At 55.5% G+C, this 25,393-nt stretch carries 21 protein-coding genes; 11 read left to right on the forward strand and 10 right to left on the reverse strand.

What is annotated here, in order from left to right; translation table 11 throughout:
- Positions 1-4: 4 nt before the first annotated feature.
- From DAQ1742_RS19805 to DAQ1742_RS19815, 3 genes are all read left to right on the forward strand, one after another.
- Positions 5-751 carry an OmpA/MotB family protein gene (locus DAQ1742_RS19805; RefSeq protein ID WP_035338972.1) on the forward strand — a complete coding sequence of 249 codons (747 nt, stop codon included), beginning with the start codon at positions 5-7 and terminating at the stop codon, positions 749-751.
- A 2-nt stretch (positions 752-753) separates the two neighbouring features.
- A complete protein-coding gene (locus tag DAQ1742_RS19810; RefSeq protein ID WP_035338971.1) occupies positions 754-1,641 on the forward strand; it encodes an HNH endonuclease family protein in 888 nt (295 codons plus the stop codon).
- Between the two features lie 87 nt (positions 1,642-1,728).
- Entirely contained in the window at positions 1,729-1,983 is a 255-nt protein-coding gene (locus tag DAQ1742_RS19815) for a hypothetical protein (RefSeq protein ID WP_035338969.1), read from the forward strand.
- Between the two features lie 170 nt (positions 1,984-2,153).
- On the opposite strand, the gene glyS is transcribed toward DAQ1742_RS19815, so the two are convergent.
- The 3 genes from glyS to DAQ1742_RS19830 all read right to left on the reverse strand — a co-directional run bounded on the left by glyS (position 2,154) and on the right by DAQ1742_RS19830 (position 6,066).
- Complete coding sequence (gene glyS / locus DAQ1742_RS19820) at positions 2,154-4,223, reverse strand: glycine--tRNA ligase subunit beta (protein ID WP_035338968.1); 2,070 nt, start codon at positions 4,221-4,223, stop codon at positions 2,154-2,156.
- Between the two features lie 9 nt (positions 4,224-4,232).
- Positions 4,233-5,147, reverse strand: a complete 915-nt coding sequence (gene glyQ, locus DAQ1742_RS19825) for a glycine--tRNA ligase subunit alpha (protein ID WP_012767825.1) — start codon at positions 5,145-5,147, stop codon at positions 4,233-4,235.
- A gap of 112 nt (positions 5,148-5,259) precedes the next feature.
- Entirely contained in the window at positions 5,260-6,066 is an 807-nt protein-coding gene (locus DAQ1742_RS19830; RefSeq protein WP_035338966.1) for a sulfite exporter TauE/SafE family protein, read from the reverse strand.
- Between the two features lie 210 nt (positions 6,067-6,276).
- Between DAQ1742_RS19830 and DAQ1742_RS19835 the strand changes: the two genes are divergently transcribed.
- The 4 genes from DAQ1742_RS19835 to DAQ1742_RS19850 all read left to right on the forward strand — a co-directional run bounded on the left by DAQ1742_RS19835 (position 6,277) and on the right by DAQ1742_RS19850 (position 8,801).
- On the forward strand, positions 6,277-6,837 hold the full coding sequence (locus DAQ1742_RS19835) for a DNA-3-methyladenine glycosylase I (RefSeq protein ID WP_035338964.1): 561 nt from the start codon (positions 6,277-6,279) through the stop codon (positions 6,835-6,837).
- Positions 6,834-7,286: an N-acetyltransferase gene (locus tag DAQ1742_RS19840; RefSeq protein WP_035338962.1), complete on the forward strand. Its 453-nt coding sequence runs from the start codon at positions 6,834-6,836 to the stop codon at positions 7,284-7,286. The genes DAQ1742_RS19835 and DAQ1742_RS19840 overlap by 4 nt, the downstream gene beginning before the upstream one ends.
- A 75-nt stretch (positions 7,287-7,361) precedes the next feature.
- Positions 7,362-8,324 (forward strand): glyoxylate/hydroxypyruvate reductase GhrB, encoded by a 963-nt coding sequence (gene ghrB, locus DAQ1742_RS19845; protein ID WP_035338960.1) that lies wholly within the window; start codon positions 7,362-7,364, stop codon positions 8,322-8,324.
- Positions 8,325-8,402: 78 nt separating this feature from the next.
- Positions 8,403-8,801: a rhodanese-like domain-containing protein gene (locus tag DAQ1742_RS19850; RefSeq protein WP_035338958.1), complete on the forward strand. Its 399-nt coding sequence runs from the start codon at positions 8,403-8,405 to the stop codon at positions 8,799-8,801.
- A gap of 68 nt (positions 8,802-8,869) precedes the next feature.
- Here DAQ1742_RS19850 and DAQ1742_RS19855 read toward each other — a convergent pair whose 3' ends face one another.
- On the reverse strand, positions 8,870-10,078 hold the full coding sequence (locus tag DAQ1742_RS19855) for an aldose 1-epimerase family protein (RefSeq protein ID WP_035338957.1): 1,209 nt from the start codon (positions 10,076-10,078) through the stop codon (positions 8,870-8,872).
- A 503-nt stretch (positions 10,079-10,581) separates the two neighbouring features.
- On the opposite strand from DAQ1742_RS19855, the gene lepA reads away from it, so the two are divergent.
- From lepA to DAQ1742_RS19870, 3 genes are all read left to right on the forward strand, one after another.
- A complete protein-coding gene (gene lepA / locus DAQ1742_RS19860; RefSeq protein ID WP_035338955.1) occupies positions 10,582-12,381 on the forward strand; it encodes a translation elongation factor 4 in 1,800 nt (599 codons plus the stop codon).
- Positions 12,382-12,515: 134 nt separating this feature from the next.
- On the forward strand, positions 12,516-13,775 hold the full coding sequence (locus DAQ1742_RS19865; RefSeq protein WP_035338953.1) for a valine--pyruvate transaminase: 1,260 nt from the start codon (positions 12,516-12,518) through the stop codon (positions 13,773-13,775).
- A 517-nt stretch (positions 13,776-14,292) separates the two neighbouring features.
- Positions 14,293-15,462 carry an alpha/beta hydrolase gene (locus DAQ1742_RS19870; protein WP_035338949.1) on the forward strand — a complete coding sequence of 390 codons (1,170 nt, stop codon included), beginning with the start codon at positions 14,293-14,295 and terminating at the stop codon, positions 15,460-15,462.
- Between the two features lie 70 nt (positions 15,463-15,532).
- Here DAQ1742_RS19870 and DAQ1742_RS19875 read toward each other — a convergent pair whose 3' ends face one another.
- The 4 genes from DAQ1742_RS19875 to DAQ1742_RS19890 all read right to left on the reverse strand — a co-directional run bounded on the left by DAQ1742_RS19875 (position 15,533) and on the right by DAQ1742_RS19890 (position 21,159).
- Positions 15,533-16,822 (reverse strand): Zn-dependent hydrolase, encoded by a 1,290-nt coding sequence (locus tag DAQ1742_RS19875; protein WP_035338947.1) that lies wholly within the window; start codon positions 16,820-16,822, stop codon positions 15,533-15,535.
- A gap of 93 nt (positions 16,823-16,915) precedes the next feature.
- Positions 16,916-18,367: a dihydropyrimidinase gene (gene hydA / locus DAQ1742_RS19880; RefSeq protein WP_035338946.1), complete on the reverse strand. Its 1,452-nt coding sequence runs from the start codon at positions 18,365-18,367 to the stop codon at positions 16,916-16,918.
- Between the two features lie 61 nt (positions 18,368-18,428).
- Positions 18,429-19,742, reverse strand: coding sequence for an NAD-dependent dihydropyrimidine dehydrogenase subunit PreA (gene preA / locus DAQ1742_RS19885; RefSeq protein WP_035338944.1), 1,314 nt, complete (start codon positions 19,740-19,742; stop codon positions 18,429-18,431).
- Entirely contained in the window at positions 19,735-21,159 is a 1,425-nt protein-coding gene (locus tag DAQ1742_RS19890; protein ID WP_035338943.1) for an NAD(P)-dependent oxidoreductase, read from the reverse strand. Before DAQ1742_RS19890 ends, preA begins: the two co-directional genes overlap by 8 nt.
- A 760-nt stretch (positions 21,160-21,919) precedes the next feature.
- Between DAQ1742_RS19890 and DAQ1742_RS19895 the strand changes: the two genes are divergently transcribed.
- A complete protein-coding gene (locus DAQ1742_RS19895) occupies positions 21,920-22,798 on the forward strand; it encodes a LysR family transcriptional regulator (protein ID WP_035338941.1) in 879 nt (292 codons plus the stop codon).
- Here DAQ1742_RS19895 and DAQ1742_RS19900 read toward each other — a convergent pair whose 3' ends face one another.
- Entirely contained in the window at positions 22,799-23,764 is a 966-nt protein-coding gene (locus DAQ1742_RS19900; protein WP_035338939.1) for a DMT family transporter, read from the reverse strand.
- Between the two features lie 129 nt (positions 23,765-23,893).
- Complete coding sequence (locus tag DAQ1742_RS19905; RefSeq protein ID WP_035338937.1) at positions 23,894-25,390, reverse strand: class I adenylate-forming enzyme family protein; 1,497 nt, start codon at positions 25,388-25,390, stop codon at positions 23,894-23,896.
- Positions 25,391-25,393 lie beyond the last annotated feature (3 nt).

Genomic DNA, 25,393 nt, shown 5'->3' on the forward strand with positions numbered 1-25,393 from the left:
AACGATGGCCAACCCCCTGTTAGCTCGACCAAAACAGACCAAAGAAGATTTCTGGATAAGCCTGAGCGATTTAATGACATCACTGATGATGATTTTCCTGCTCATCTCGCTGATCTACATGATAAAAGTTCAAGACATGGTGAAAATCCCGTCGGTGTATAAAAATACGCTACAGGGGTTAGGGCAAGCGTTGCAGCATGAGTTTAAAGATGATTTAAAACGCTGGCATGCCACCATTGACCAGGATCTCACCGTGCGATTTCAGGAACCGAATATTCTGTTTACCACCAGCTCGGCGGAACTGAAGCCTGAATTTAAAACCATTCTTGATGAATTTATTCCACGCTACCTGAAAATAATGACCGACCCGAAATACATCGAAAATATCGAAGAGATTCGCATTGAGGGCCATACTTCAACGGTGTGGCGCACCGGCGTAAACGATAAAGACGCCTATTTTCATAATATGGAATTATCCCAGTCCCGCACCCGTTCAACGCTGGAATATATTATGAATATGCCGGTGGTTTCCCCGTCGAAGCCTTCTTTTAGCTGGTTTAAAACCCATGTCCGCGCCATCGGTTTTTCTTCCGCCCGCCCGGTGGATGCCGACGGCAAAGTGATTACCTCCCCCGACCAAACGGAAGATCAGGCCCGTTCCCAGCGGGTGGAATTTCGGGTCAGAACCAATGTTGAGCGCCAGGTTGCTAATATCGTAGAAAAAAATATCCTGGAAAAAGGCGGGAAATAACGATGAGCCAGTTTCTGATTTCCGGCCTGACCGATTTTTTGCTGGTGGATAATTTTAATCAACTACGCTCCGCTATGCAGGCAGAGCTGGTGCCGCCTATCGCTGAGTTGAAAATAAAAAAACTCGATATTGATGAAATTCTTGCCACCGTCGGTATGGATGTCACCATAGACGATATTATTTTTAATAAAAACGGCACCATCGATTATCATAATAAAAAAGTTATTCTGCATATTCGGGATATTGCATCATACGGTGACAGAGTCAGCCTGCCTAAATATCATTTAGCCAATTGCAGTAAGCTGCAAGAAATGTGGCAAAAGAACCACAGCAACAGATATGTTGTCGCCACAAGAAGTGATGGTATTTTTACCATAAAACGTGCGAATTCATCAGGAAAGGAATGGAACGCGGAGGAGGCAAAACTGGATGTTTGTAAACTTTGCCTGAATACCCTCAACTGGCAAGGATATGCGTCAAAGTCTTACCAGGAAAAAAATCATATTTTTGAGCATTTTGATTTAAAAGAATTCTTTGCAAAATACCCGCATTCGGCCAGCACATACCGGCCGCAATATACCGATAAAGACGCGCCAACCAATACCTATTCATCAGATTTTCATCTGATATCGAGCCAATTTCGGGAGGCGAAAAACTGGCACTGTGAAGCCTGTCATGCCGACCTCAGCGCAACGCGGCTGCGGCGCTTTTTGCATGTCCACCACCGTAATGGGCAGAAAAATGAAAACCAGCACAGTAACCTGCAAGCCTTGTGTATCGAATGCCATGCCCAACAGCCTAACCATGAACACATGCGCAGCCACCCGGACTTGAGCCTGTTTTTAAAAGAAAAGAGCGTGCTGACAGGCTGGCTGAAAGCAGCAACCTGACGCCGCGCTGTTATTATACCGACAACATCACACCACCAGGATTACACCGCCAGTCACGGGCGGCGGTGCGCCCCACGGAGCCTCCCCATGTCGATAGCCATTTTCTCTCCGCGGCTTTATCTGCTGATAGGGTTTCTTGCCGGGCATACGCCGCTTGATATTAAAGGGCGCGCATCGGCGTTGCTGACAAAAATCGTTATTCCGCTGGTGATCATTTTTCATATTGCCACCCACCGCGCCGGGGTGTTCGTGATTATGCTGGGCATGATAGTCATGATGGGGGTGATGTTGCTGGTCAGCCGTCTCCAGACCCGCGACCCGGTGCAAAACCTCTGTTTTTGATTGCCTGCGGCACATGCCTGAGTATTGTCGCTATCGGGGTGTATGCGGCGGCGGTGCTGTGGCTGCGCCAGCTTGCATAAAAAACGGGGCCGCAGCCCCGTCAGTGGTGATGCTTAACATCACAAGTCATCAGCACCGGGCGGCGCAATACCGCCCGGCTGACCGGAGGATTACTGCAACACCGAAATATCCGCCACCTTCAGGAACAGGTTGCGCAGTTCGTTGAGCAGCGTCAGGCGGTTGATACGCACCTGCGCGTCATCAGCGTTGACCATCACCTTATCGAAGAAGTTATCGACTGACTCACGCAACTGCGCCAGTTCCGCCAGCGCTTCCTGATAACGGCCTTCGGCAAACCACGGTGCCAGCTTGCTGGTGAGCGCAGTGACGTAGGTCGCCAGTTGGATCTCCTCGTTCTCTTTGAGCAACGCCGCCTGCACGCTGTCGTTCAGCGTTTCGGTGGATTTGGCCAGAATATTGGAGACGCGCTTGTTGGCGGCCGCCAGCGCAGCGGCTTGTTCCAGCGTGCGGAAATGGCTGACTGCTTTCACGCGGGCGTCGAAATCCGCCGGGCGGGTCGGACGACGCGCCAGCACCGCCTGAATGGTATCCACGCTGTGACCTTCTTCCTGATACCAGGCGCGGAAGCGGCCCAGCATGAATTCAATCACATCGTCTACCACATTGGCGTTCGTCAGCTTGTCGCCGTACAAACGTACCGCTTCTTCGGTCAGGGTTTGCAAGTCCAGCGGCAGGCGTTTTTCCACGATAATGCGCAGTACGCCGAGCGCGGCACGGCGCAGCGCGAACGGGTCTTTATCGCCTTTCGGGTGCTGGCCGATGCCGAAAATCCCCGCCAGCGTGTCCATCTTGTCGGCGATCGCCAGCGCACAAGCCACCGGTGAAGACGGCAGTTCATCACCGGCAAAACGCGGCTGATACTGCTCGTTTAGCGCAATGGCCACGTCTTCGGCTTCGCCGTCGTGACGGGCGTAGTGCATCCCCATCACGCCCTGGGTGTCGGTGAATTCAAACACCATGTTGGTCATCAGGTCACACTTGGAGAGCAGGCCCGCGCGTTTGGCGTGATTGACATCAGCGCCTATCTGCCCGGCGACCCAACCGGCCAGCGCCGCGATACGGTCGGTTTTATTGCGCAGCGTGCCGAGCTGTTGCTGGAACAGCACGGTTTCCAGACGCGGCAGATGATCTTCCAGGCGTTTTTTGCGGTCAGTATTGAAGAAGAATTCGGCATCCGCCAGACGCGGGCGCACTACCTTTTCGTTACCGGAGATAATCTGCTGCGGGTCTTTCGACTCGATGTTGGCAACAAAGATGAAGTTCGGCAGCAGCTTGCCGCTGTTGTCGTAAACCGGGAAGTATTTCTGGTCGCCTTTCATGGTGTACACCAGTGCTTGCGCCGGTACAGCCAGGAATTTCTCTTCGAATTTTGCCGTCAGCACCACCGGCCATTCCACCAGCGAGGTGACTTCTTCCAGCAGGCTGTCGCTCAAATCGGCATTGCCGCCAATCTTGCGCGCCGCGTCTTCGGCATCGGCTTTGATTTTGGCTTTACGCGCCTCGTAATCAGCGAGCACCTTGCCGCGCTCCAGCAGAATCTGCGGGTACTGGTCGGCGTTATCGATGGTGAATTCCGGCTCGCCCATAAAGCGGTGGCCGCGGATCACGCGGGCGGAATCAATGCCCAGCACGGTGCCGGGGATCAGTTCATCGCCCAGCAGCAGCGTCACGGTGTGTACCGGGCGCACAAACTGGGTCTCTTTGTCGCCCCAGCGCATCAGTTTCGGGATAGGCAGCTTCGCCAGCGCGGTGCTGACCATGCCTGGCAGCAGCGTTTGCGCCGCTTCGCCTTTCACCTGCGCACGGAACAGCAGCCATTCGCCTTTGTCGGTGGTCAGGCGTTCAGCCTGCGCGACGGTGATGCCGCAACCGCGCGCCCAGCCTTCGGCCGCTTTGGTCGCGTTGCCTTCGGCATCAAACGCCTGCGCGATGGCCGGGCCGCGTTTTTCTACTTCTCTGTCCGGCTGGGAGGCACTTAAACCGGCCACTTTCAGCGCCAGACGGCGCGGCGCGGCGAACCAGTTGACCGACTGATAACCGAGCCCGGCGGCGTCCAGTTCAGCGGTAAAGTTGGCGGCAAACGCCTGTGCCAGGGTACGCAAAGCCTTCGGCGGCAGCTCTTCGGTGCCGATTTCCACCAAAAATGTTTTGTCTGTCATCGCGGCCTCTCAGCTCTGTTTACGGTTGCACATCGGGAAGCCCAGCGCCTCGCGGGAGGCATAGTAGGCTTCCGCCACCGCTTTGGTCAGGGTACGGATCCGCAGGATGTAGCGCTGACGTTCGGTTACGGAAATGGCTTTGCGCGCGTCCAGCAAGTTAAAGCTGTGGGCGGCTTTCAGAATGCGCTCGTAGGCAGGCAGCGGCAGCGGTTTTTCCAGCGCCAGCAACTGCTGGGCTTCTTTTTCATACTGCTCAAAGCAGGTGAACAGGAAATCCACGTCAGCGTATTCGAAGTTATAGGTGGACTGCTCCACTTCGTTTTGATGGAACACGTCGCCGTAGGTGGTTTTACCCAGCGGGCCGTCGCTCCACACCAGGTCGTAAACGCTGTCCACGCCCTGAATGTACATCGCCAGACGTTCCAGGCCGTAGGTAATCTCACCCGTCACCGGTTTACATTCCAGACCACCGACCTGCTGGAAGTAGGTGAACTGGGTGACTTCCATCCCGTTCAGCCACACTTCCCAGCCCAGACCCCAGGCACCCAGCGTCGGGTTTTCCCAGTTATCTTCCACGAAACGAATGTCGTGAATGGTCGGGTCCATGCCCAGTTCTTTTAATGAGCCGAGGTACAGCTCCTGAATGTTGTCCGGCGACGGCTTGATGATCACCTGAAACTGGTAATAGTGTTGCAGGCGGTTGGGGTTTTCACCGTAGCGGCCATCGGTCGGACGGCGTGACGGTTGCACATAAGCCGCGGCAATCGGCTCCGGGCCGAGCGCGCGCAGGCACGTCATGGGGTGAGAGGTGCCAGCACCGACTTCCATATCCAGCGGTTGGACGATGGTGCAGCCCTGACGCGCCCAGTAATCCTGTAACGTCAGGATCAGTCCCTGAAAGGTCTTGGTATCAAACTTTTGCATGTTGGATTCGCACGCGATACAAGTGGTTTTTACAATGAGGGCGTCAGTATACCCTCTGAGTGCAAGATATACAGCCAGAATGCGGCAACAACTTCAGCCGCCCGGCGGATGATTACCCGGCGAACACGGTTTGCAGCATTTTCAGGCTTAACAGCAACAACAGCCCGGCAAAGGCTTTTTTCAGCGTGGCAACCGGCAGACGATGCGCCAGCCGCGCGCCCACCGGCGCAGTAAAAAAGCTGACGCCGGAAATCAGCACCACCGCAGGCAGCGACACATAACCGAGACTAAACGCAGGCAGGCCGCTCGCCGGCCAGCCATTCATCATATAGCCCAGCGCGCCAGCGAGTGCGATCGGCAAGCCGACCGCCGCCGAGGTGCCAATCGCCTGCTGAATGCGCACGTTACACCAGCTCAAAAACGGCACGGTGAGCGAGCCGCCGCCAATCGCCACCAGCGCCGAAATGCTGCCAATGGTCAACCCGGCCAGCGACAGCCCGGCCACACCCGGTAACTGGCGGTTCGGCTTCGGTTTAATGTTCAGCACCATTTGCAGCGAGACATAGGCCATAAAGCAGGAGAAGAAAATCGCCAGCGCCCGGGTCGGCAGCAGGGCGGCAAGCCAGGTGGCGATAAACGTACCGACCAGAATCGCCGGGGTGATACGCCAGACCACCGGCCACAGCACCGCCTGATGCTGATGGTGGGTGCGCAGGCTGGAAACCGCCGTCATCACTATCGCCGCCATCGAGGTGCCGAGCGCCAAATGCACCAGATGCGCTTGCTCCACGCCCTGCGCGGCAAACAGCGCCGTCAGCACCGGCACCATGATGCCGCCGCCGCCAATGCCCAGTAACCCGGCCATAAACCCCACCACAGCGCCCAACGCCAGATAAGCCAGAACCCACTCCATCCCCATGTGCTAATCCCCTGTCAGTTATCTCTATTTTTTATTTCAATCAGCGCGAACGCGCAGGCTTGTGCCATCGCCAGTTGCATCACAGGCCATCCGGGGGATGATTTCTGCCGACGAACGGCGAGCCATAACGGCCTTCATCAATACCAACAATCTCTATCAATGCCAATCATGTTGTCGGATAACAATCATGCTGTTGTAACGGGAGGAACCATGACACGCTGTGGCTGGGTAACGCAGGACACCCTTTACCTTGACTATCATGACCACGAGTGGGGCAAACCCTGTACCGATGGGCGGGCGCTGTTCGAACTCCTGTGCCTGGAAGGGCAACAGGCCGGATTATCCTGGATAACGGTGCTGAAAAAACGCCAGCACTATCGTCACTGCTTTCACAACTTTGACCCTCAGCGCGTCGCCGCCATGACCGAAGCGGATATCGACCGTCTGGTGCAAGATGCCGGTATCATTCGCCATCGCGGCAAGATAACGGCGATTATTCGCAACGCCCGCGCTCTGCTGGCGATGCAGCAACAGGGTGAGGATTTTGCCACCTTTATCTGGTCGTTTGTCGCAGGCCAGCCGCAGGTGAACCACCCGGCCACGCTTGCGGAGGTGCCAGCCAAAACCGCCGTGTCTGATGCGATGTCAAAAGCGTTGAAAAAGCGCGGCTTCACCTTCATCGGCTCGACCATCTGTTATGCGTTTATGCAGGCCGCCGGGCTGGTTAACGACCATGTCACCACCTGCTTTTGCCATGTCGAAACCGCATGATCCGCGCCTATCACACCGAAGACCTCGACACGCTGGTGCCACTGTGGCTGGAGAGCACCACGCGCGCGCACCCGTTCATCGCCCCCGGTTACTGGCAAGAGAGCGAGGAGCTGGTGCGCAACCACTATCTGCCGCGCGCGCAAACCTGGGTATATGAAACTCAGCAGGGCATTGGCGGGTTTATCAGCGTGATGGATCAACGTTTTATCGGGGCGCTGTTTGTCCACCACTCGCTGTATGGCCACGGTGCCGGGGCAGCGCTGATGGCCCATGTTCAACAGCGTTTTCCGGTACTGAGCCTGGAGGTTTACCAGCAAAACCATCGCGCCTGCGCCTTTTACCGCAAACACGGTTTTATGACGGTACAGGAGAGCCAACAGGCCGACACTCAGGCTTGCTTACTGATGATGCACTGGCAGGATAGCAACCTGCTTTTCCCTGCGCGCTAACGCAACGGCTTGCAGTCTTGGCGCAGGTTGCTCATGATGCCATTTCGCTTTTATCCCCCTCAGCCGGAGTGAACGATGAAACCTGACGTCATTCTCTACAAGCACATTCCTGAAGCGCTACAACGCAAACTTGAACAGCATTTTACCGTTTCCGTATTTGACGGGCTGCCGCCGGTCGGCCACCCGCTACTGGCCCGCGCCGAGGGGCTTATTGGGGCTGGCTATACCGTCAGCCGCGAATACCTGTCTCATTTGCCGCAATTACGCGCGGTGTCTACCGTGTCGGTCGGCTACGACAATATCGATGTGGAGGCGCTCAATGAAAAGAAAGCGTTACTGATGCACACCCCGACGGTGCTGACGGAAACCGTCGCCGATACCGTGCTGACCCTGATGCTGATGACCGCACGCCGGGCGCTGGAATCCGCCGAGCGCGTCAAAGCCGGTGAGTGGACGGGTAACATCGGTGAAAGCTGGTTCGGCGTGGATGTCCACCACAAAACCCTCGGTATTTTGGGCATGGGGCGTATCGGGCTTGCGGTGGCGCAGCGCGCGCATTTCGGCTTTGGCATGCCGGTGCTTTATCATGCGCGCCGCCACCATGAGGCGGCAGAGACCCGCTTTAACGCCCGTTACTGCGATCTTGATACCCTGCTGGCCGAATCGGATTTTCTGTGTATTACCCTGCCATTGACGCCGCAAACCCGCCACCTGATTGGCAAAGCGCAACTGGCGAAGATGAAGCCCGGCGCGATCCTCATCAACATCGGGCGCGGCCCGGTGGTGGATGAGCAGGCGCTGATTGAAGCCTTGACCGACGGCACGCTGCACGCCGCCGGGCTGGATGTGTTTGAGCAAGAGCCGCTCCCGGTGGACTCACCGCTGCTGACGCTGCCCAATGTGGTCGCGCTGCCGCACATCGGCTCCGCCACCCACGAAACCCGCTACAACATGGCGGCCTGCGCGGTAGATAACCTGATAGCCGCCCTGACCGGCACGGTGACGGAGAATTGCGTGAATCCTGATGTGCAGCATTGATACACGATTCTGGATACACGACGCTGAATGGATACACGACACGGATAAATCATACCGACATAAAAATCAGGAGCACCGATGAGCTACGTAACTGAGACACCCGCTTTACCCTGCGAAGAAACCGCGTTGTATTTCCAGAACAAACTGGCGCTGGAAACCGACTGTGCCGATGTGCATCACGCCATCACCACGGGGGAAGTGGATTTTGTGTTGCTGCATGTCGTTGGCAGCCGCGACACCTTCAACCACAAACATCTGCCCGGTGCCATCCATCTGCCCCATCGTGAGATAACCCACGAAAAGCTGGCGGCCCTGCATCAAGGTAAACTGTTCGTGGTCTACTGCGCCGGGCCGCATTGCAACGGTGCGGATCAGGCGGCGTATAAAATCGCCCGTCTCGGTTTTCCGGTAAAAGTGATGATAGGCGGGATCACCGGCTGGGCTGACGAAGGCTTCGCCTTCGCGAGCGCCTCTTAAGCTGGCGATGCGTATACAGGCTGGCGCTGAACACCCGCCAGCCTGACGCTCCCGGTGAGGGGTAACGCTTATTCCACCGCGATCGGTTTTTCCGTCAGCGTGGTGGGGCGGTCGCCCTGAATCGCCTTCACTTTTTCTTCGGTTTGCTGCACCGCCGCCGGGCTGCTTAACAGGCTGTAGGTCAGCTCAAACGTGGTGCTCTGGCCGGGTTGCAGTTTCTTCACCCGCCCTTGCTGGCGCTCAATCGTGACCGGGTAGGCGTAGCTGGTGCCGGGTTCGATGCCGGTGACATAGCCTTGCTTCTCGGTGTCGGTGTTTTTCCACAGCGTCAGCAACGGCAACTGCCGGGTATCAAACGCGATGGAAACGCCTTTATCACCCGCACGGTTAACCAGCGCAGCCAGCGTTTTACCGGCTTTATCTGCGTACGGCGTCATGTTAAACACCATTTCGTCGAAGCCTTTCGTCGGCCCTTTATAGCTTTGCCAGCTTTTCAGGCCCGCTTTGGCATAGTCGTTAAACGGTGAAATCTCTTTTACCGGTGCCAGGAAGCGCGCGCCCTCTTCCAGAATCGGGGTGCCGAAGTTGCTGTGATAGATAATCTGGTAGTCGCGCGGGTAGTCGGCTTTGTTGGTCAGCACATCATGAACGGTAAACGACTCGCTTCCCGGCACATAGCGCAGTTCCGTCCAGGTTTCGAGGTTGGATTTCTTGAAGCTGTTTTCTTTCAGCAAGCCGCGCACGGTGATGGTGTAGGGCGCTTTGTCGCTCACGTCCACCACCACTTTGGACGCCGGCGTATTCCCGGCGCGGCCATGCAGGGTGTAGATCATGCCGTCGCTGGTCACGGGGTGGCCTGTCCATTCATAGCCACAGCGCACCATCATTTCATTAAAGCCTTCCAGCCAGCCCAGCCCGTTGCGCCCTTCCAGCGTGATGGTATTCGGGTTTACCACTTCATCGACCGGTGAATCCCACCCCAGTCGAATGTTTTTGCCCGTAACATGCAGTAAATCCATGCCGCGCGTCGGGCTCAGGGCAATTTGCAACCCGTTCGGGCTGGTAATGGTGAGCACTTTGCTGCCTTCCTGACGGCCACCGTGCAATACCTTTTGCTCGATGCTGAAACGCGCATCTTTTATCTTCAGCGACTCGCTGCTGACCTGCCAGTTGCCTTTCTCGGTGCTGCTTTCCACGTCCGTCAGCACGAAGGTCTGCGCCCCCAATTGCCAGGAAGCCAGCGCCAGTGCGATACCCATTGCCAGTTGTTTTTTCATCCTTTGCACCTTTTTAAGCTGAATTGATTAAGCTTGCGAGAGCCAAGACTACAAACCCCACGACGGCGAGACTGTGACTTTCCTCACCAGACGATAGAAACGGGTGTTTTTTGCGCTAACTTTGTCGCTCAAATCACAGAAAGCACAAAAATCATTGACGATTTTCAGCAAAAATAACGGTAAACGGCATTATTAGCTGACGAATTTCAGCCCATGTGGATTCAGGCGACGCCAGCCCTGAGAGAGAAGCTGAAAAACTTCAGCTACAAGAAACAGATAAAAAACGAGAAAAAACAGATTATTGCATCATAGCCCATCGGCACCCCGGCACCGCTGACTTGCCAGCCCCGACGCCCATGCTCTATCATCAGCCCCGGCTATTTACTTTTACATCGCTTGGTTGTTTCGCACGCTGAATCTTCAGCGTCGTTTCCTGTTGTTTGCCGTTTCCTGCACGGTTTGTGCGCCGGGAAAGGCAAACCATGATGTAAAAGGTCTTCGGTATGCACACTTCTCTGATTCGTAACTTCTGTATTATCGCCCACATTGATCACGGCAAATCGACGCTGGCTGACCGGATTATCGAGCTGACCGCGACGGTGGCCAAACGCGACATGCGCGAGCTGCTGCTGGATAGCATGGATATCGAGCGCGAGCGCGGCATCACCATCAAGCTGCAAACCGTGCGCATGAACTACCAGGATGCACGTGGCCAGCATTATCAGTTCAATTTGGTGGACACCCCCGGGCACGTCGATTTCTCCGCCGAAGTCTCGCGCAGCCTGGCGGCTTGCGAAGGGGCAATACTGCTGGTTGATGCCACCCAAGGGGTACAGGCACAGACGCTGGCGCACCTCAGTCTGGCGCGCCAGCATGGCCTGACTATCCTGCCGGTACTCAATAAAATCGACAGCCCGCAGGCGGATGTCATCAGCACCACCCGCCAGCTGGCGGCAATCCCTGAACTGGATATCAGCAACCTGCTGGCGGTGTCGGCAAAAACCGGGCAAGGCGTGGCCGAGGTGCTGGCGTTTATCGCCCGCCATTTTCCCGCGCCGCAAGGCCGGAACGACGCCCCGCTACGCGCGCTGGTGTTTGATTCGCACTACGATGTCTACCAGGGTGCCATCATGCATGTGCGTGTAGTCGATGGCGTTATCCGCCCCGGCGACACGCTCTGTTTTATGTCCTCAGGGCAGCGCGTTGACGTCAGTGAAACCGGGGCCTTTTTCCCCCAGCGCCAGCCGCTTACCCGGTTGCGAGACGGCGAAGTCGGCTATCTCACCGCTGGCCTGAAAGAGGCGGCGGCCATTCGGGTCGGCGATACGCTCACCCTGGCCGATGCCCCGGCGACAGCGCCCGTTGCACGCTATCAGGAGATGAAACCGATGGTGTTTTCCGGCCTGTATCCCGACGCCGATGACGACCTCAAGGGCCTGCGCAACGCCATCGGCAAACTCTCGCTTAACGATGCCGCGCTGCACATCACGCCCGAGGTTTCCGCGTCCCTCGGCGCGGGCTTTCGCTGCGGTTTTCTCGGCATGTTGCATCTGGACATTATCCGGGAGCGGTTGAAGCGGGAATACGGTATTTCCGTCATCGTCACCTCACCGAGCGTGGAATACCGGGTCACGCTGCATAACGGGCAGTGCCTGACGATTGATAACCCGGCACACTTTCCCGGCGAAGAGACGCTGAAATGGGTGGAAGAGCCTTATGTGCGCTGCACGCTGCACACGCCCGATGACTATGTTGGCGCGCTGATGACCTTTTGCGCCACGCGGCGCGGGGAGTTTATCGACATGCACTATCTCGATAACGGGCAGGTGGCGCTGAACTGGGATGTGCCGCTGTGCGACATGGTGTTCGGCTTTTTCGATAAGCTGAAATCCCTGACGCAGGGCTACGCCACGCTCGATTACGCCTTTATTGGCTATCGGCGCGCCGACCTGGTGCGCTGCGACATTTACCTTGATAATCAAATAATTGATGCTTTTTCGTTTATCATCGCCCGGCAAAACGCCTGGGCGCGGGCCACGCAAATCGTCAACACGCTAAAGCAGGTGCTCCCGCGCAAGCTGTACCCCGTCCCGGCGCAAGCCAAAGTGGGCAACCGCGTGATTGCCCGTGAAGATATCCCGCCGCTGCGCAAAAGCGCGCTGGCGCAAGGGTTTCAGGGCAGCCTGTCGCAGAAACAACGGCTTATTCGCAAGCAGCGCGAGAACAAGAAACATAATATCGGCTTTTCCAAACGGGATATCCCGCGCGAGGCGTTTATGGCGATTCTGGCCATTGAGGTTTAACGCCGAACGCGTGCCAATTGCGGGTAACGCCACTTGAGTTACCCGCTTAACAGCAACAGTTCCGATTGCACCGGATCTGCGCTCGCGTTAAGGTTGCGCCTTACCTGCGACCGACCAATAATTAATGACACCTTATGAATTTCTCTCGTTTCGGCAACAAATTTACCCGCCATTCCGGTATTACCCAGTTAATGGCTGACCTCAACGACGGGCTGCGTACCCCCGGAGCCATCATGCTCGGCGGCGGCAACCCGGCGCACATTCCCGCGATGGATGACTATTTTCAGCAACTGTGCGGCGACCTGCTGGCGCAAGGCACGCTGACAGACGCCTTGTGCAATTACGACGGCCCGCAGGGAAAAGACGCCCTGCTGCACTCGCTGGCAACGCTGTTGCGCGAAGAGTTGGGCTGGGAGATTGGCCCGCAGAATATCGCCCTGACCAACGGCAGCCAGAGCGCCTTTTTCTACCTGTTTAACCTGTTCGCCGGGCGCAATGACGCCGGGCAGCTCAAGCGCGTGCTGTTCCCGCTGGCCCCGGAATACATCGGTTATGCCGATTCGGGGCTCGATGAGGAGATGTTTGTTTCCGTGCGCCCGCAGATTGAACTGCTACCTGAAGGGCAGTTCAAATATCACGTTGATTTTGAAAAGCTGAACATTACCGATGACATCGGCATGATCTGCGTCTCCCGCCCGACCAACCCGACCGGCAACGTGCTGACCGACGACGAGGTGCAGCATCTGGATGCGCTGGCGCGCGAACACCAGATCCCGCTGGTTATCGACAATGCTTACGGCGTGCCCTTTCCCGGCATTATTTTCAGCGATGCCACACCGCTGTGGAACCCAAACATCATTCTGTGCATGAGCCTGTCCAAACTGGGGCTGCCGGGGGCGCGCTGCGGTATTGTGATTGCCGCAGAAAGCGTTATCGACGCCCTTGGCAACATGAACGGCATTGTCAGCCTGGCACCCGGCTCGATTGGCCCGGCGCTGGCTGATGAAATGATCCGGCGCGGCGACCTGCTGCGGCTCTCAAACGACGTGGTGCGCCCGTTCTACCGCCAGCGCGTAGAACACACCATTGCGATAATCCGCCGCTATCTGCCACCGGAGGTGTGCCTTATCCACAAACCCGAAGGGGCGATTTTCCTGTGGCTGTGGTTAAAAGAGTTGCCCATCACCACCGATGAACTGTACCAGCGCCTGAAAAAACGCGGCGTGCTGATGGTGCCCGGCCACTATTTCTTCCCCGGCCTGGAGCAAGAGTGGGAACACGCCCACCAGTGCCTGCGCATGAACTATGTGCCGGAGCCGGAGAAAATCGAGCAGGGCGTCGCCATTCTGGCCGAAGAGGTAGCGCGGGCGCGGCGTGAAGCCAGCCCGCGCTAAACACAACGGCCCTTTTCCTTGTCGGTTGTCGCTTGCCGCCGCACGCAGAAAAGGGCCGCAGCAGAGACGGCACAGAGAGCCAATCCAGCCAATGTGTTCTACTGTTTACCCATTCATAAAACCGTCACGCCCGTTTACCCCGCGTTAAAATAAGACATGGCATTGGTGTTCTGTGGAGTAACAATGAAAATTCTCAGGCAAGATAAAGTCCGTTTTCTGATATACGCAGGGATCCTTCTTGTCATCATTGGAATAGCTGATGATCTTTATATAAGGTCACTCTCTTATTTACATATCACCCTCCTTTTTTTGCCTGATATTCGCACTGAGAAATTCAAATCGCTTAAAGAAATAAACCTCAGCATAACTTTTCTATAACCAGCATCGCCGGAATAACGCGTCCGGCGAAAAGCACCTTTATCAAAAAACCGCCATAAAAACCGAACAACAAAATTCATTAAAAACGCTGAGTGCGAGTGTTAAAATCATTTATCAATTACGCCAAAGGCGGCACGTTATGAAAGATTACTTGTCTATTGATGAACTTAATAAAACCTACCCCGTAGAGGCATTCTCGCTGCCTAGCCGCGATAAAAAAGCCACCCTTAATGGCCAAATTAACTGGCCGAACAGCGATAAAAACAGCCCATCCATCGTATTGATGTGCCCTGGTTCCGGGCTTCATAATCGCGATTATCTTGTGGGTGAAAGCCATACCAACAGTGATTTTGTTTTTTTAACTCTGGCGCAGGAACTGCTGGAGTCAGGGCTCGCCGTTGCCCGCTATGACTGCCGTGGCGTCAGCAGCCACCGGCGCGATGCCAGACTCAATCAACCTGAATTTATTGTAAAAAAAGACCTGGCTTTTCTTGAACAATTTATCGATGCTGATATTCGAGGCACCGTCACCCCACTTAGCCAATACGATGATATTTTCACAATTTATGATTATCTGACGCAATATACAGCCGCGGGTGATACCACAAATATCCTTCTTCTCGGCCACTCGGAAGGGGGCATGAATATTTCCCGGCTGATTAAACATTACCGCATCCGTCCACAGGGCGTGGTGTTAATCTCGCCGCCGCTGCTTTCCATGCCAGATATCATGCAATGGCAGTTGTATGAAAGAGAGATAACGTGGCTTAAAAATATCCCCCACTCCAACGGCATCATTACATTCGACGATATAAAAAAAGGCTATGGAAATAGCCCGCACGCATTTATCAGCACTATCAGTAAAATTATTCCATATAAAGGGTTCTGGGATTATCACGACCTGGAGAACGCCCGCGCAGAAGGCATGAAAAATTTTGAAGATCAAAGAGCAGCGGCAATGGCCCAACACGACGATGACCCCTGGCCTGCGCCCGCGCCATTCACCCAATACGCTTATGCATGGTGGAAACAATTATTCGCGCCGGATGCTACCCCGGAACTGTTCAATTTAAAAAACACCACATTTCCCGTATCCATTTTCCTCGGCACCATGGATACGCAATTAGATAATCAAAAGCAGTATGCTTTTTTTATCGAGCACCGCCATGATTTCCCAAATATTGAAATATCTCTGCTGGAAGGGGTTGGCCATACCCTTGGCCTGCACGCGCTGATGGGGCCGATGGCTGATGAATGTATGGAAAAAATGATGCATGCCATTCATCGCATCGCCGTCAATGACCGCTAAAGCCACTCACGCGACAACGCATCATCACGGCACAGGGCAGCTGCCCTGTGCCGTGTAGCGCATCAGACGCTTACTGCCCGCGCGCGACCACACCGGCGCGCTCCAGCATCGCATGTAGCAACACGTTAGCCCCCGCCGCCACCTGTTCGGGCGCGGCGTATTCGATTTCATTGTGGCTGATCCCGTCTTTACAGGGGATGAAGATCATGCCGGTCGGGGCCAGCAGGCTGGTGTAGACGGCATCGTGACCGGCACCGGAGACAATATCGCGGTGCGAGTAGCCAAGCTGTTGCGCCGCGCGCCGCACCGCCGCCTGGCAGTCCGGGTGAAAAGGGGCCGCCGGGTAGTGCGAGACCTGCGTCAGGCTAATACCAAGGCCGGTTTCCTGCTCAAGTTGTTGCAGATACCCCTTCAATGCGGCGTCCATCGCATCAACCTGCGCATCGCTGATGTTGCGAAAATCGACAGAGAATTTCACCGCGCCCGGCACCACGTTGCGGCTGTTCGGGTGTACCTGCACCATGCCCACCGTGCCGCGACCGTGCGGAGCAAAGCGCCCGGCTATCGCCACCACTTCCTGCATGATGCGCGCCGCCACCTGTAGCGCATCTTTACGCAGCGCCATCGGCGTCGGCCCGGCGTGAGACTCCTGCCCGGTCACAACACAGTCATACCAGCGGATGCCCAGCACCGCCTGCACCACGCCAATCTCAATGCCTTCGTCTTCCAGAATCGGCCCTTGTTCGATATGGGCTTCAAAATAAGCGCCGATAGGGTGATCGCCCGGTGTCTGTGGCCCGACGTAACCGATGCGCGTCAGCTCTTCGCGCACCGTTTTACCGTCCACATCGGTAGCGGCATAGGCGTGCTCCAGTGAAAAGACCCCGGCAAACACGCCGGAGCCCATCATGACCGGCACAAAACGGGAGCCCTCTTCATTGGTCCAAAACACCATCTCCAGCGGGGCCTGCGTCTCTATCTGGCAATCGTTCAGGGTGCGTATTACCTCCAGCGCCGCCAGCACGCCAAAATTACCATCGAACTTGCCGCCGGTGGGCTGGGTATCAATATGGCTGCCAGCGACAATCGGCGGCAGCGCGTTGTTGCGCCCGGCGCGGCGCAGGAAAACATTGCCGATTTGGTCAATCGTTACCGTTAATCCGGCGGCTTTGCCCCAGTCCACCACGCAGTCACGGCCCTGTCGGTCAAGGTCAGTAAGCGTCAGGCGACACACGCCGCCTTTGGGCGTCGCGCCAATTTGCGCCAGCGTCATCAGGGATTGCCACAGGCGTTCGCCGTTTACCCGCACATCGCGGGTGTCGATAACGCCTGATGCGTCGCTCAGTACATCGCTCATCATGTTGTCTTCCTCATCAAGTGAACCCCGGCGTGCATCACGCCGTGCCGACATTATTCGCGCGACCGCGTTGGATTCGCGCACGACCGTTTGGGATTAACGCGCGACCGCTTTGGCCACGCGCTGGCGCTCCCACTGTGCCGCCGCATTGAAATCCGGCCCGAATGCCGGGCGCTTGAGATAGCGACCGGCCCCTTCGCGGGCGCGCAAATCGCCATTGGCATACACCACCACCCCCTGACTGAGGGTAAATGCCGCTTTGCCGGTCACGGTGCGGCCTTCAAACGGGTTGAAATCATTACGGGAGTGATGGGTTTTGGCCGACAGCGTCTGGCGGCCTGCGGCATCCCACAGCACCAGATCGGCATCAGCGCCCGGCACCACGCAGCCTTTACGCGGATAGAGATTGAACAGGCGCGCGGTGTTAGCCGAGGTAATGGCGACAAACTCGCTTGGTGTCAGGCGGCCACTGTTAACCCCGGCATCCCAGATAACCGCCATGCGCTCTTCCACCCCGCCGCACCCGTTGGGAATTTTGGTGAAATTATCCTGCCCGGCCGCTTTCTGGCTGGCGCAGAAGGTGCAGTGGTCGGTCGCGGTGGTGTGCAACTGGCCGGACTGCAAGCCGCGCCACAGCGCCTCCTGATGCGCTTTGGGTCGAAACGGCGGGCTCATGACATACGCCGCAGCACGGGCGGCATCCGGGTCGCGGTATACGCTGTCGTCAATCACCAGATGGCCTGCCAGCACCTCGCCATACACCCGCTGGCCACGGGCGCGGGCGCGGGCAATCGCGTCTGCCGCCTCGCTACAGGAGACATGCACCACGTAAACCGGCACGCCCATCAGACCGGCAATCGTAATCGCCCGGTTGGCCGCCTCGCCTTCCACTTCCGGCGGGCGCGACAGCGGGTGGCCTTCCGGCCCGGTGATGCCCTGCTTGAGCAACTCCTGTTGCAACAGGTAGACCATCTCGCCGTTTTCGGCGTGAACCGTCGGCATTGCGCCCAGCTCCAGCGAGCGGCGAAAGCTGTTCATCAGGGTTTCGTCATCACACATGATGGCGTTTTTATAGGCCATAAAGTGTTTGAAACTGTTGATGCCTTCTTGCTGCACCAGCGTTGCCATATCGCGGTGTACGCTCTCGCCCCACCAGGTGATCGCCACATGAAAGCTGTAATCGGCAGCGGCTTTCTGCGCCCAGCCGCGCCAGAGGTGGTACGCCTCCATCAGCGACTGCTGCGGATTCGGAATAACAAAATCCAGGATAGTCGTGGTGCCGCCAGCCAGCCCCGCCGCCGTGCCGCTGTAAAAGTCATCCATGGTGGTCGCGCCCATAAACGGCAGGTTCATGTGGGTGTGCGGGTCGATGCCACCTGGCATCACATACAGCCCGGCGGCGTCAATCACCTCGGCCCCCGCCACCTCAGCGGTGGCTATTTCCGCCTCGCTGACGGCGGCAATCACGCCATTCACGCACAGCACATCGGCGCGAAACTGGCGATCGGCATTCACCACGGTGCCGCCTTTAATCAATACCGTACTCATGATGGCTCCTTATTCACACGTGACCGTTATTCACGCATGACTGTTATTCACGAATGACCGTTCAGGCCGCGCCAGCGGCGGTGGCGAGCGGATTATTGGGGTGCGTCGTCCAGTTGGCGTATTCGCCGCTGACGCTGTTTCCGGTGCGTAAATCCACCTCGCCGGGTTGCAGGTGGCGCATGGTGATGCAGTTTGCTACCGGGCAGATGGACGCGCACAGGTTGCACCCCACGCACTCCTCTTCTTTGACTTCAAAGTGGCGTTCCCCCTGTTTTTCATGGCTAATCGCCTGATGGGAGGTATCTTCACAGGCGAGGTAGCAACGCCCGCATTTGATGCACAATTCCTGATCGATAACTGCTTTTTCGACGTGGTTAAGGTTTAGATAGCGCCAGTCGGTCACGCTGGCGACGGCGCGCCCGCGCAACTCCGCCAGGGAACGGTAGCCCTGTTCATCCATAAAATTGGACAGGCCGCTTATCATGTCTCGCACGATGGGGAAGCCGTGTACCATCGCCGCCGTACACACCTGCACGGTGGTGCAGCCCAGCGCGATAAATTCCGCCGCATCGCGCCAGGTAGAAATGCCGCCGATGCCGGACATCGGTAAATCTGCCGTCTGCCTATCACGGGCGATTTCCGACACCATATTGAGCGCAATCGGTTTTACCGCCGGGCCGCAGTAACCGCCGTGAGAGCCTTTGTCGCCGGTATGCGGCGTCATGCGCATTTGGTTTAAATCCACCCCCATCACCGAGTTGATGGTGTTAATCAGCGACACCGCATCCGCACCGCCGCGCTTTGCCGCCCGCGCCGGGTAGCGAATATCGGTAATGTTCGGCGTCAGTTTGACCATCACCGGCAGGCGAGAATACTGCTTGCACCAGCGCGTCACCCGCTCGATATACTCCGGCACCTGGCCGACGGCCGCGCCCATGCCGCGCTCGCTCATACCATGCGGGCAGCCAAAATTCAGCTCAATGCCATCTGCGCCTGTCTGCTCGACCAGCGGCAAAATGTACTGCCACGCCGCCTCTTCGCACGGCACCATCAGCGAGACAATCACGGCGCGATCGGGCCAGTTGCGTTTGACGCGCGCAATCTCTTCCAGGTTGACATGCAGCGGCCGGTCGGTGATGAGCTCAATGTTATTTAACCCCAGCACCCGGCGATCGGCCCCCAGCAGCGTGCCGTAGCGCGGCCCGCTGACATTGACGACGTGCGGGTCAAGCCCCAGGGTTTTCCACACCACGCCGCCCCAGCCCGCTTCAAACGCGCGCACCACGTTGTACTCTTTATCCGTCGGCGGCGCAGAGGCCAGCCAGAAAGGGTTAGGGCTTTTGATGCCCAGAAATTCCGTGCGTAAATCAGCCATGAGAACGCTCCTGCCCTGACAGTGAGAGTGATAAGGTATCGTTGGCCGCGACCCGGCCATCCACGCTTAACGCCAGTTCGATGGATTTCGCCGCCAGCTTGCCCTGACGTACCGCATCAACCGTTAAATCCAGCCCGCCATCGCAGCAATCGCCGCCCGCCCACACGCCCGGCAGTGACGTGCGCCCGGCGTCATCCACCCGCAGGCGGCCATTTTTCAGCGCCAGCAACGGGCCTGCGGGTAACGGGTCGTAATGCTGGCCGATAGCCATCAGCACCATATCGGCCGGGAGCGTAAAGGTTTCCCCGCTGGCCACGAGCGCGCCCTCATGGGGCTGCATCACCGCAAAGGTGACGGCGCTAAGCCTGCCCTCCTCACCATGCAACGCTTGCGCCACCGCCCAGTGGCGAATCAATACGCCGTTGTGCTGCGCCCACTGCACCTCTTTGTGCGAAGCGCTCATCTGCGCCTCACCCCGGCGATACACGATGGTGACTTCACGCGCGCCCAGTTTTTTCGCCTGCACAGCGGCATCCACCGCCGTCATGCCGCCGCCTATCACCACCACCTGACGGCCCACCGCCACCTCGCTCATGTCGGCGGCCTGGCGCAGCGCGGCAATAAACGCCACCGCATCCTCGACCCCCGCAAGCGGCGGGCTGGCTATCTCCAGCGCATTGACCCCCGCCAGCCCCATGCCGAGAAACACGGCGTCATACCCGGCCCGCAGCCCCTCAAGGGTGATGCTCTGGCCCAGCCGTTGCCCAAGGCGCAGCTCAATCCCGCCGACCGACAGCAGCCAGGCAATCTCTTTTTGGGCAAAATCCCCGGTGGTTTTGTACGCCGCCAGCCCATATTCATTGAGCCCGCCGGGCTTGTCTTGCGCATCAAACACCACCACCTGATGGCCGCATACCGCCAGCCGGTGCGCGACCGTCAGCCCGGCCGGGCCCGCCCCCACCACCGCGACGCGCTTGCCGGTATCCGGCGCGCGCATAAATAGCGGTTTGCCGGGGTTCGCCAGATAACTGTCGGTGGCGAACCGCTGCAACAGGCCAATCTTCACCGGATTACCGTCCTGCGCGTGGCGCACGCAGCGCTGTTCGCACAGGGTTTCCGTCGGGCACACGCGCGCGCACATGCCGCCCAGCACATTCGCCTGCAAAATCACCTCGGCTGCGCCACGCACATTGTCCTGTGCGATGCGGTGGATGAAACTGGGCACATCAATATCCGCCGGACAAGCGCGCGTGCAGGGCGCATCAAAACAGTAATAACAGCGCTCGGCTTCGATAACCGCTTGAGTGGCACTCAGCGGCGGGTGGCTGTCGCTAAACTGCGCGCGATAGTGCGCCTCGCTCAACCGGCCCGGCACAATACCCGGCGCATCACTACCGACAGGGGTTGGAGTCTTCATCACGCCACCTCAAGAACAAGGGAAATATCGGGGTAACAGCGGTTAACGCACGCTATCTGTCGGGAACAGTCGCCAATAGGGGGTTGCAGCCGAATGCGCATGGTACGTCTCCTGAACAGGGGCAGCGGGAGAACCCGACCGCCCGGTTAAAAACCTGACCATTTGGTTAACTTTTCAGGAAAGGTAATGCGATTGTTGTGCCAGCTTTTCAGCGCACAATAACCAAAGAAAAAACAGGGAATTAGCCCATCATTAATGCAGCAATAAGCGCAACTTTTGACCACATTGGGTGCAAAACCAGCAAAAAGGCCCATGCGTTGCGCTATTTTTGTGCTTTTGGGCAGAATTGATATAACTTATGGCGGGGTTAAAGATAACGGTAAATTGATCTTACCAATTCTCGCCGCAGATCATTGCCTGATGCATTATCAGATTTCTGCTGCGTGATACCGTTAACCTCACAAAAAATATATCCACACCGGCCCAGGCTGATTTGAGTCGGTAAAGATGACGGGTAAGAGCCGAACCAAGGCCGGATAATCAATCCAGTAACCTGCTTATATTCAGCGTGCAGTATTTAGCGTGCATACAACGAAGTATGACAATGATGGCATCACCATGCGTTATTCGATACCGGTGTGAAGATCACCTGGCGTTTAAGTTAGATGCATAATCTAATTTTAAGCAGGCTAATAAAAAACACAGCGATTTTTACCGGACTGACGAAGTTTGAATACCTTCTTCATAGGAAAGGGATTTAATGGATCTCAATCAGCTTAAAACATTCGTGACCGTAGCAGAAACCTCAAGCCTTACCCGGGCTGCCAGCCTGCTTTTTCTCAGCCAACCCGCCGTCAGCGCACATATTAAGTCTCTTGAAGGTGAGTACAACGTCAAGCTTTTTAACCGCACGCCAAGGGGAATGGAACTGACCGCCGCAGGTATCATCATGCGTGATGAAGCCCGAATAGCGCTGGATGCGGCGAATAATTTTATTACCAAAGCCCGCACCATTAATGATGTAAAAACCTGCTCGCTGGGAACTATTTCCGTCCCTGTCATTTTGAATTTACCGGGGGTGCTATCAAGATTACGCCAACACCAGCAAGACGTTAACCTCACTATTCGACAAAATATTTCCGGGCATATTATTGATGGCGTCATAAATGGTGAATTAGACGCAGGTTTTGTTATCGGCCATGTATCCACCCCCGGCATTGGCGTATTAGAAATATCCCCCATTTCGCTGTGTATTGCTGGCCCCTGGAGCTGGAAAGAGAAAATTGCCGCAGCAAAATGGGGAGATATTCCCTCTTTCCCGTGGATTGCGACTCCCGATAAATGCTCTTTCACGACCATCAGCCGCGATTTTTTTGCCAAAAATAATATCAGCGTTGAGCCGTCAGTCGTCGCTGACCAGGAAAAAACACTCACCGAACTGGTTTGCATGGAGATGGGGTTAACCTTAATGCGTGAAGACCTGGCATTATCCGCACAAGATAATCAGCAAGTCTTTATTTGGCCGGGAGAGAAGACCGTCAGTCAGCTCTGTTTTATCTGGTCACGAAAAAGAGAAACCTCACCGGTCGTTACTGCCTTAATCGACACGGTGAGGGAAATATGGCATGTGGTTGATTAATTAACGGCTGCTCGTCGCCACTTTCATCGGTGCAACAGGCATCTGGGCCAGTTTCCGCTGATTCAGGTTATTTAAAATCAGCGCGGTTGCCGTAATGGTTGCACCGATGAGTTGCAGGTCGGTCGGTACTACCCCATTGAGTGCAGAGACAATAAACGCTGTCACTGGCACAACATCCATGAACAGCACACCATTGGTCGGGGTGATGATTTTATTGCCCACGTTCCAGCACAATACCGCCATCAAACCTGCAACCAACGCCATATACAGCAGATGGGGGACAACGATTGTTACTGCGGCAAGTTGCGGCACAGCAACCGTTCCTGTCGCCATCAGAAAGAGGTCAATAACCAGGACACTGATCATACCCAGCAGTGTTGTCAGCGTGGTGTAACGAACCGGGCTCCAGCCAGGAAAATATGAACCGCCGATGGTATAAAGCACCCAGCATAACGCACCAGCAATCAGCAATAAATTCGCGGTCATGTTGATGGATGACGAAAGAACCGCCGCCGGATTGCCATTGGTAATCACCAGTAATACGCCGCTAAAAGAGAGCAGAATAAAGCCGAAGGTGCTGGCATGAGGGCGGTTCTTTTTCAATGCCCAAATGGTCAGTAGCCCCAGCATCGGCATCGTCGCCATCATAATTGATGCAGTCAGTGCGCCAGAAGGCCCGGCAAGGTGCTGACCAAGAAAAACCAGGAAGCCAAATCCGGCAAAACCTAATGTGCCGAACAACCATGCCAGCCCCCAACGCTCGCCTTTTAAATTAAAACTTTGACGACCTTCTTTTAATAGCAGCAACAGCGCAAATGCCAGCCCGGCAATACCATAACGCAGCGTAGTGAAATTAAACGGGTCAATATGTTGCAGTGCATCGGTCATTACCGGAAACATCGCACCCCATGAAACGGTTGCAGCTAAACAACATAAAAGTCCTTTACTGTATACGTTTTTCATCATTTATCCTTTTCGAATTCAATAATTTTTTTCAGGTTAGTCATCATCACGGGTTCATAATTTCATAGTGGGGTGATGATGACTATTCGTAAATTTCTATACAGACCTCAGATATCCTGATACCGATATCAATTATGCCGCTTCAAGTAAGTTAACAACCTCCTGAAAACGTACTTTCCCACTGGGGCTATACGGAATTTCGTCAATTTTTTTGGCTTTAAACTTCACAATATTATGCTGTTGCAATTTTTCTTTTATTTTTTCATTGAGCACATCATCATTAACCGGTCTGTTATTAAACGTGCTGAACAAAAGTTTAATCATATTTTCGCTTTCATTTGCCACTGAAATAATAGCCACATCATGAATACAGGGTAATGAGCGCAGTGTTTCCTCTACACCATAAACATGATTCTTGTCATAACGATCACCATTTCTGTTCATCAGAAAAAGTCTGCCATGATTATCAAGATAACCATAATCCGCCATGGGGAAATAGACATCATCACCGAGAGTCACGAAGGGTTTTCGTCCATCCCCATATTCATCCATCAACATATAACTGGCGATAGCCACCCGGCCTTTCGTACCAGCAGGAACCAGACGGTTATTTTCATCCAGAATAACCACCTTATTACCATCAAAGGCTCTTCCTACACTATCAGGGTGGCGAATAATATCATCAGGTTCGGCCAGAATATTCACACCTGACTCTGTACAGCCATAATACTCGTGAATTACAGGCCCTAATGCAGACATGGCAGCCATTTTATTATGGGGGGCAAAGTTACTGCCTCCCACCAGTATCCAGCGAAAATGCGTGGTTATATGCTGTTGTTCCACTAATTTCGTCACCCTCGAGACTAGATTCGGCGTCATCACCGTTGCCGTAATATCATCACGGCTAATGAGCGTACCGATCGCCACGTCATCATTTTGGTCAACAAGGTAGAGCGGCGCGCCAAGCCCCATAAACATCCGCGCCCATCCATTACCCGCTGCGTGATATAAGGGCAAAATCAGCATAAAACCATCACGGTGTGTAAAGCCGTATCGTTCGGTAAACCAGCTAAATCGGCGGGCATCAAACGACTGATAGCGTAGTGCGATTTTAGGCTCGGAAGAGGTTCCTGATGTTAATGACACCGCCCGAAAGGGCACCGGGCGATGCTGTTCGAGTATTTCCGCAACATGCTTACGGTGCAGGCTGCCAATACTGTCCACCATCGCATCTGTAGGCGAATTAACAGAAATGACATTCGCTCCCGTTGAATATAATTGGTTCAGCTCATCTGTCGTGTATAAGCTATAAGAGACTAATAGAATCCCAGGGTTGATTTTCTTCACCAGATTTAACAGCGTTGTTATCGGCAGAGAATAATCCAACCCATTAGTTGGAATACCCAGCGTGGTGAATGCTGCCAGCCAGCAAATTAAATCCCCGTTATTCTTAGACAAGAAACACGCCGAGCGCATCTTTTCAGGCTCGATGAAATTCTTAATAAAAGCCACCCGTGATTCGGTTAAAGACAACACCTCATTCCATGTATATGCTTTATCTTCAGCAATAAGGCATGGTGCATTTCCACGGACAGCAGCAATCTCAGCAATCTTTTTTAAGTTGATCATTTT

It is taken from the genome of Dickeya aquatica (assembly GCF_900095885.1).
Classification (GTDB): Bacteria; Pseudomonadota; Gammaproteobacteria; order Enterobacterales; family Enterobacteriaceae; genus Dickeya; species Dickeya aquatica.

What these genes read in the sequence shown, in the direction of transcription:
- DAQ1742_RS19855 (WP_035338957.1), bottom strand. Translation starts at nt 10,078, where the DNA reads ATGAAAAAACAACTGGCAATGGGTATCGCACTGGCGCTGGCTTCCTGG.
- DAQ1742_RS19890 (WP_035338943.1), bottom strand. Translation starts at nt 21,159, where the DNA reads ATGAAGACTCCAACCCCTGTCGGTAGTGATGCGCCGGGTATTGTGCCG.
- glyQ (WP_012767825.1), bottom strand. Translation starts at nt 5,147, where the DNA reads ATGCAAAAGTTTGATACCAAGACCTTTCAGGGACTGATCCTGACGTTA.
- DAQ1742_RS19815 (WP_035338969.1), top strand. Translation starts at nt 1,729, where the DNA reads ATGTCGATAGCCATTTTCTCTCCGCGGCTTTATCTGCTGATAGGGTTT.
- glyS (WP_035338968.1), bottom strand. Translation starts at nt 4,223, where the DNA reads ATGACAGACAAAACATTTTTGGTGGAAATCGGCACCGAAGAGCTGCCG.
- DAQ1742_RS19900 (WP_035338939.1), bottom strand. Translation starts at nt 23,764, where the DNA reads ATGATGAAAAACGTATACAGTAAAGGACTTTTATGTTGTTTAGCTGCA.
- DAQ1742_RS19835 (WP_035338964.1), top strand. Translation starts at nt 6,277, where the DNA reads ATGACACGCTGTGGCTGGGTAACGCAGGACACCCTTTACCTTGACTAT.
- DAQ1742_RS19895 (WP_035338941.1), top strand. Translation starts at nt 21,920, where the DNA reads ATGGATCTCAATCAGCTTAAAACATTCGTGACCGTAGCAGAAACCTCA.
- preA (WP_035338944.1), bottom strand. Translation starts at nt 19,742, where the DNA reads ATGGCTGATTTACGCACGGAATTTCTGGGCATCAAAAGCCCTAACCCT.
- DAQ1742_RS19865 (WP_035338953.1), top strand. Translation starts at nt 12,516, where the DNA reads ATGAATTTCTCTCGTTTCGGCAACAAATTTACCCGCCATTCCGGTATT.
- DAQ1742_RS19905 (WP_035338937.1), bottom strand. Translation starts at nt 25,390, where the DNA reads ATGATCAACTTAAAAAAGATTGCTGAGATTGCTGCTGTCCGTGGAAAT.
- DAQ1742_RS19830 (WP_035338966.1), bottom strand. Translation starts at nt 6,066, where the DNA reads ATGGGGATGGAGTGGGTTCTGGCTTATCTGGCGTTGGGCGCTGTGGTG.
- hydA (WP_035338946.1), bottom strand. Translation starts at nt 18,367, where the DNA reads ATGAGTACGGTATTGATTAAAGGCGGCACCGTGGTGAATGCCGATCGC.
- ghrB (WP_035338960.1), top strand. Translation starts at nt 7,362, where the DNA reads ATGAAACCTGACGTCATTCTCTACAAGCACATTCCTGAAGCGCTACAA.
- DAQ1742_RS19805 (WP_035338972.1), top strand. Translation starts at nt 5, where the DNA reads ATGGCCAACCCCCTGTTAGCTCGACCAAAACAGACCAAAGAAGATTTC.
- DAQ1742_RS19840 (WP_035338962.1), top strand. Translation starts at nt 6,834, where the DNA reads ATGATCCGCGCCTATCACACCGAAGACCTCGACACGCTGGTGCCACTG.
- DAQ1742_RS19810 (WP_035338971.1), top strand. Translation starts at nt 754, where the DNA reads ATGAGCCAGTTTCTGATTTCCGGCCTGACCGATTTTTTGCTGGTGGAT.
- DAQ1742_RS19850 (WP_035338958.1), top strand. Translation starts at nt 8,403, where the DNA reads ATGAGCTACGTAACTGAGACACCCGCTTTACCCTGCGAAGAAACCGCG.
- DAQ1742_RS19870 (WP_035338949.1), top strand. Translation starts at nt 14,293, where the DNA reads ATGAAAGATTACTTGTCTATTGATGAACTTAATAAAACCTACCCCGTA.
- lepA (WP_035338955.1), top strand. Translation starts at nt 10,582, where the DNA reads ATGCACACTTCTCTGATTCGTAACTTCTGTATTATCGCCCACATTGAT.
- DAQ1742_RS19875 (WP_035338947.1), bottom strand. Translation starts at nt 16,822, where the DNA reads ATGATGAGCGATGTACTGAGCGACGCATCAGGCGTTATCGACACCCGC.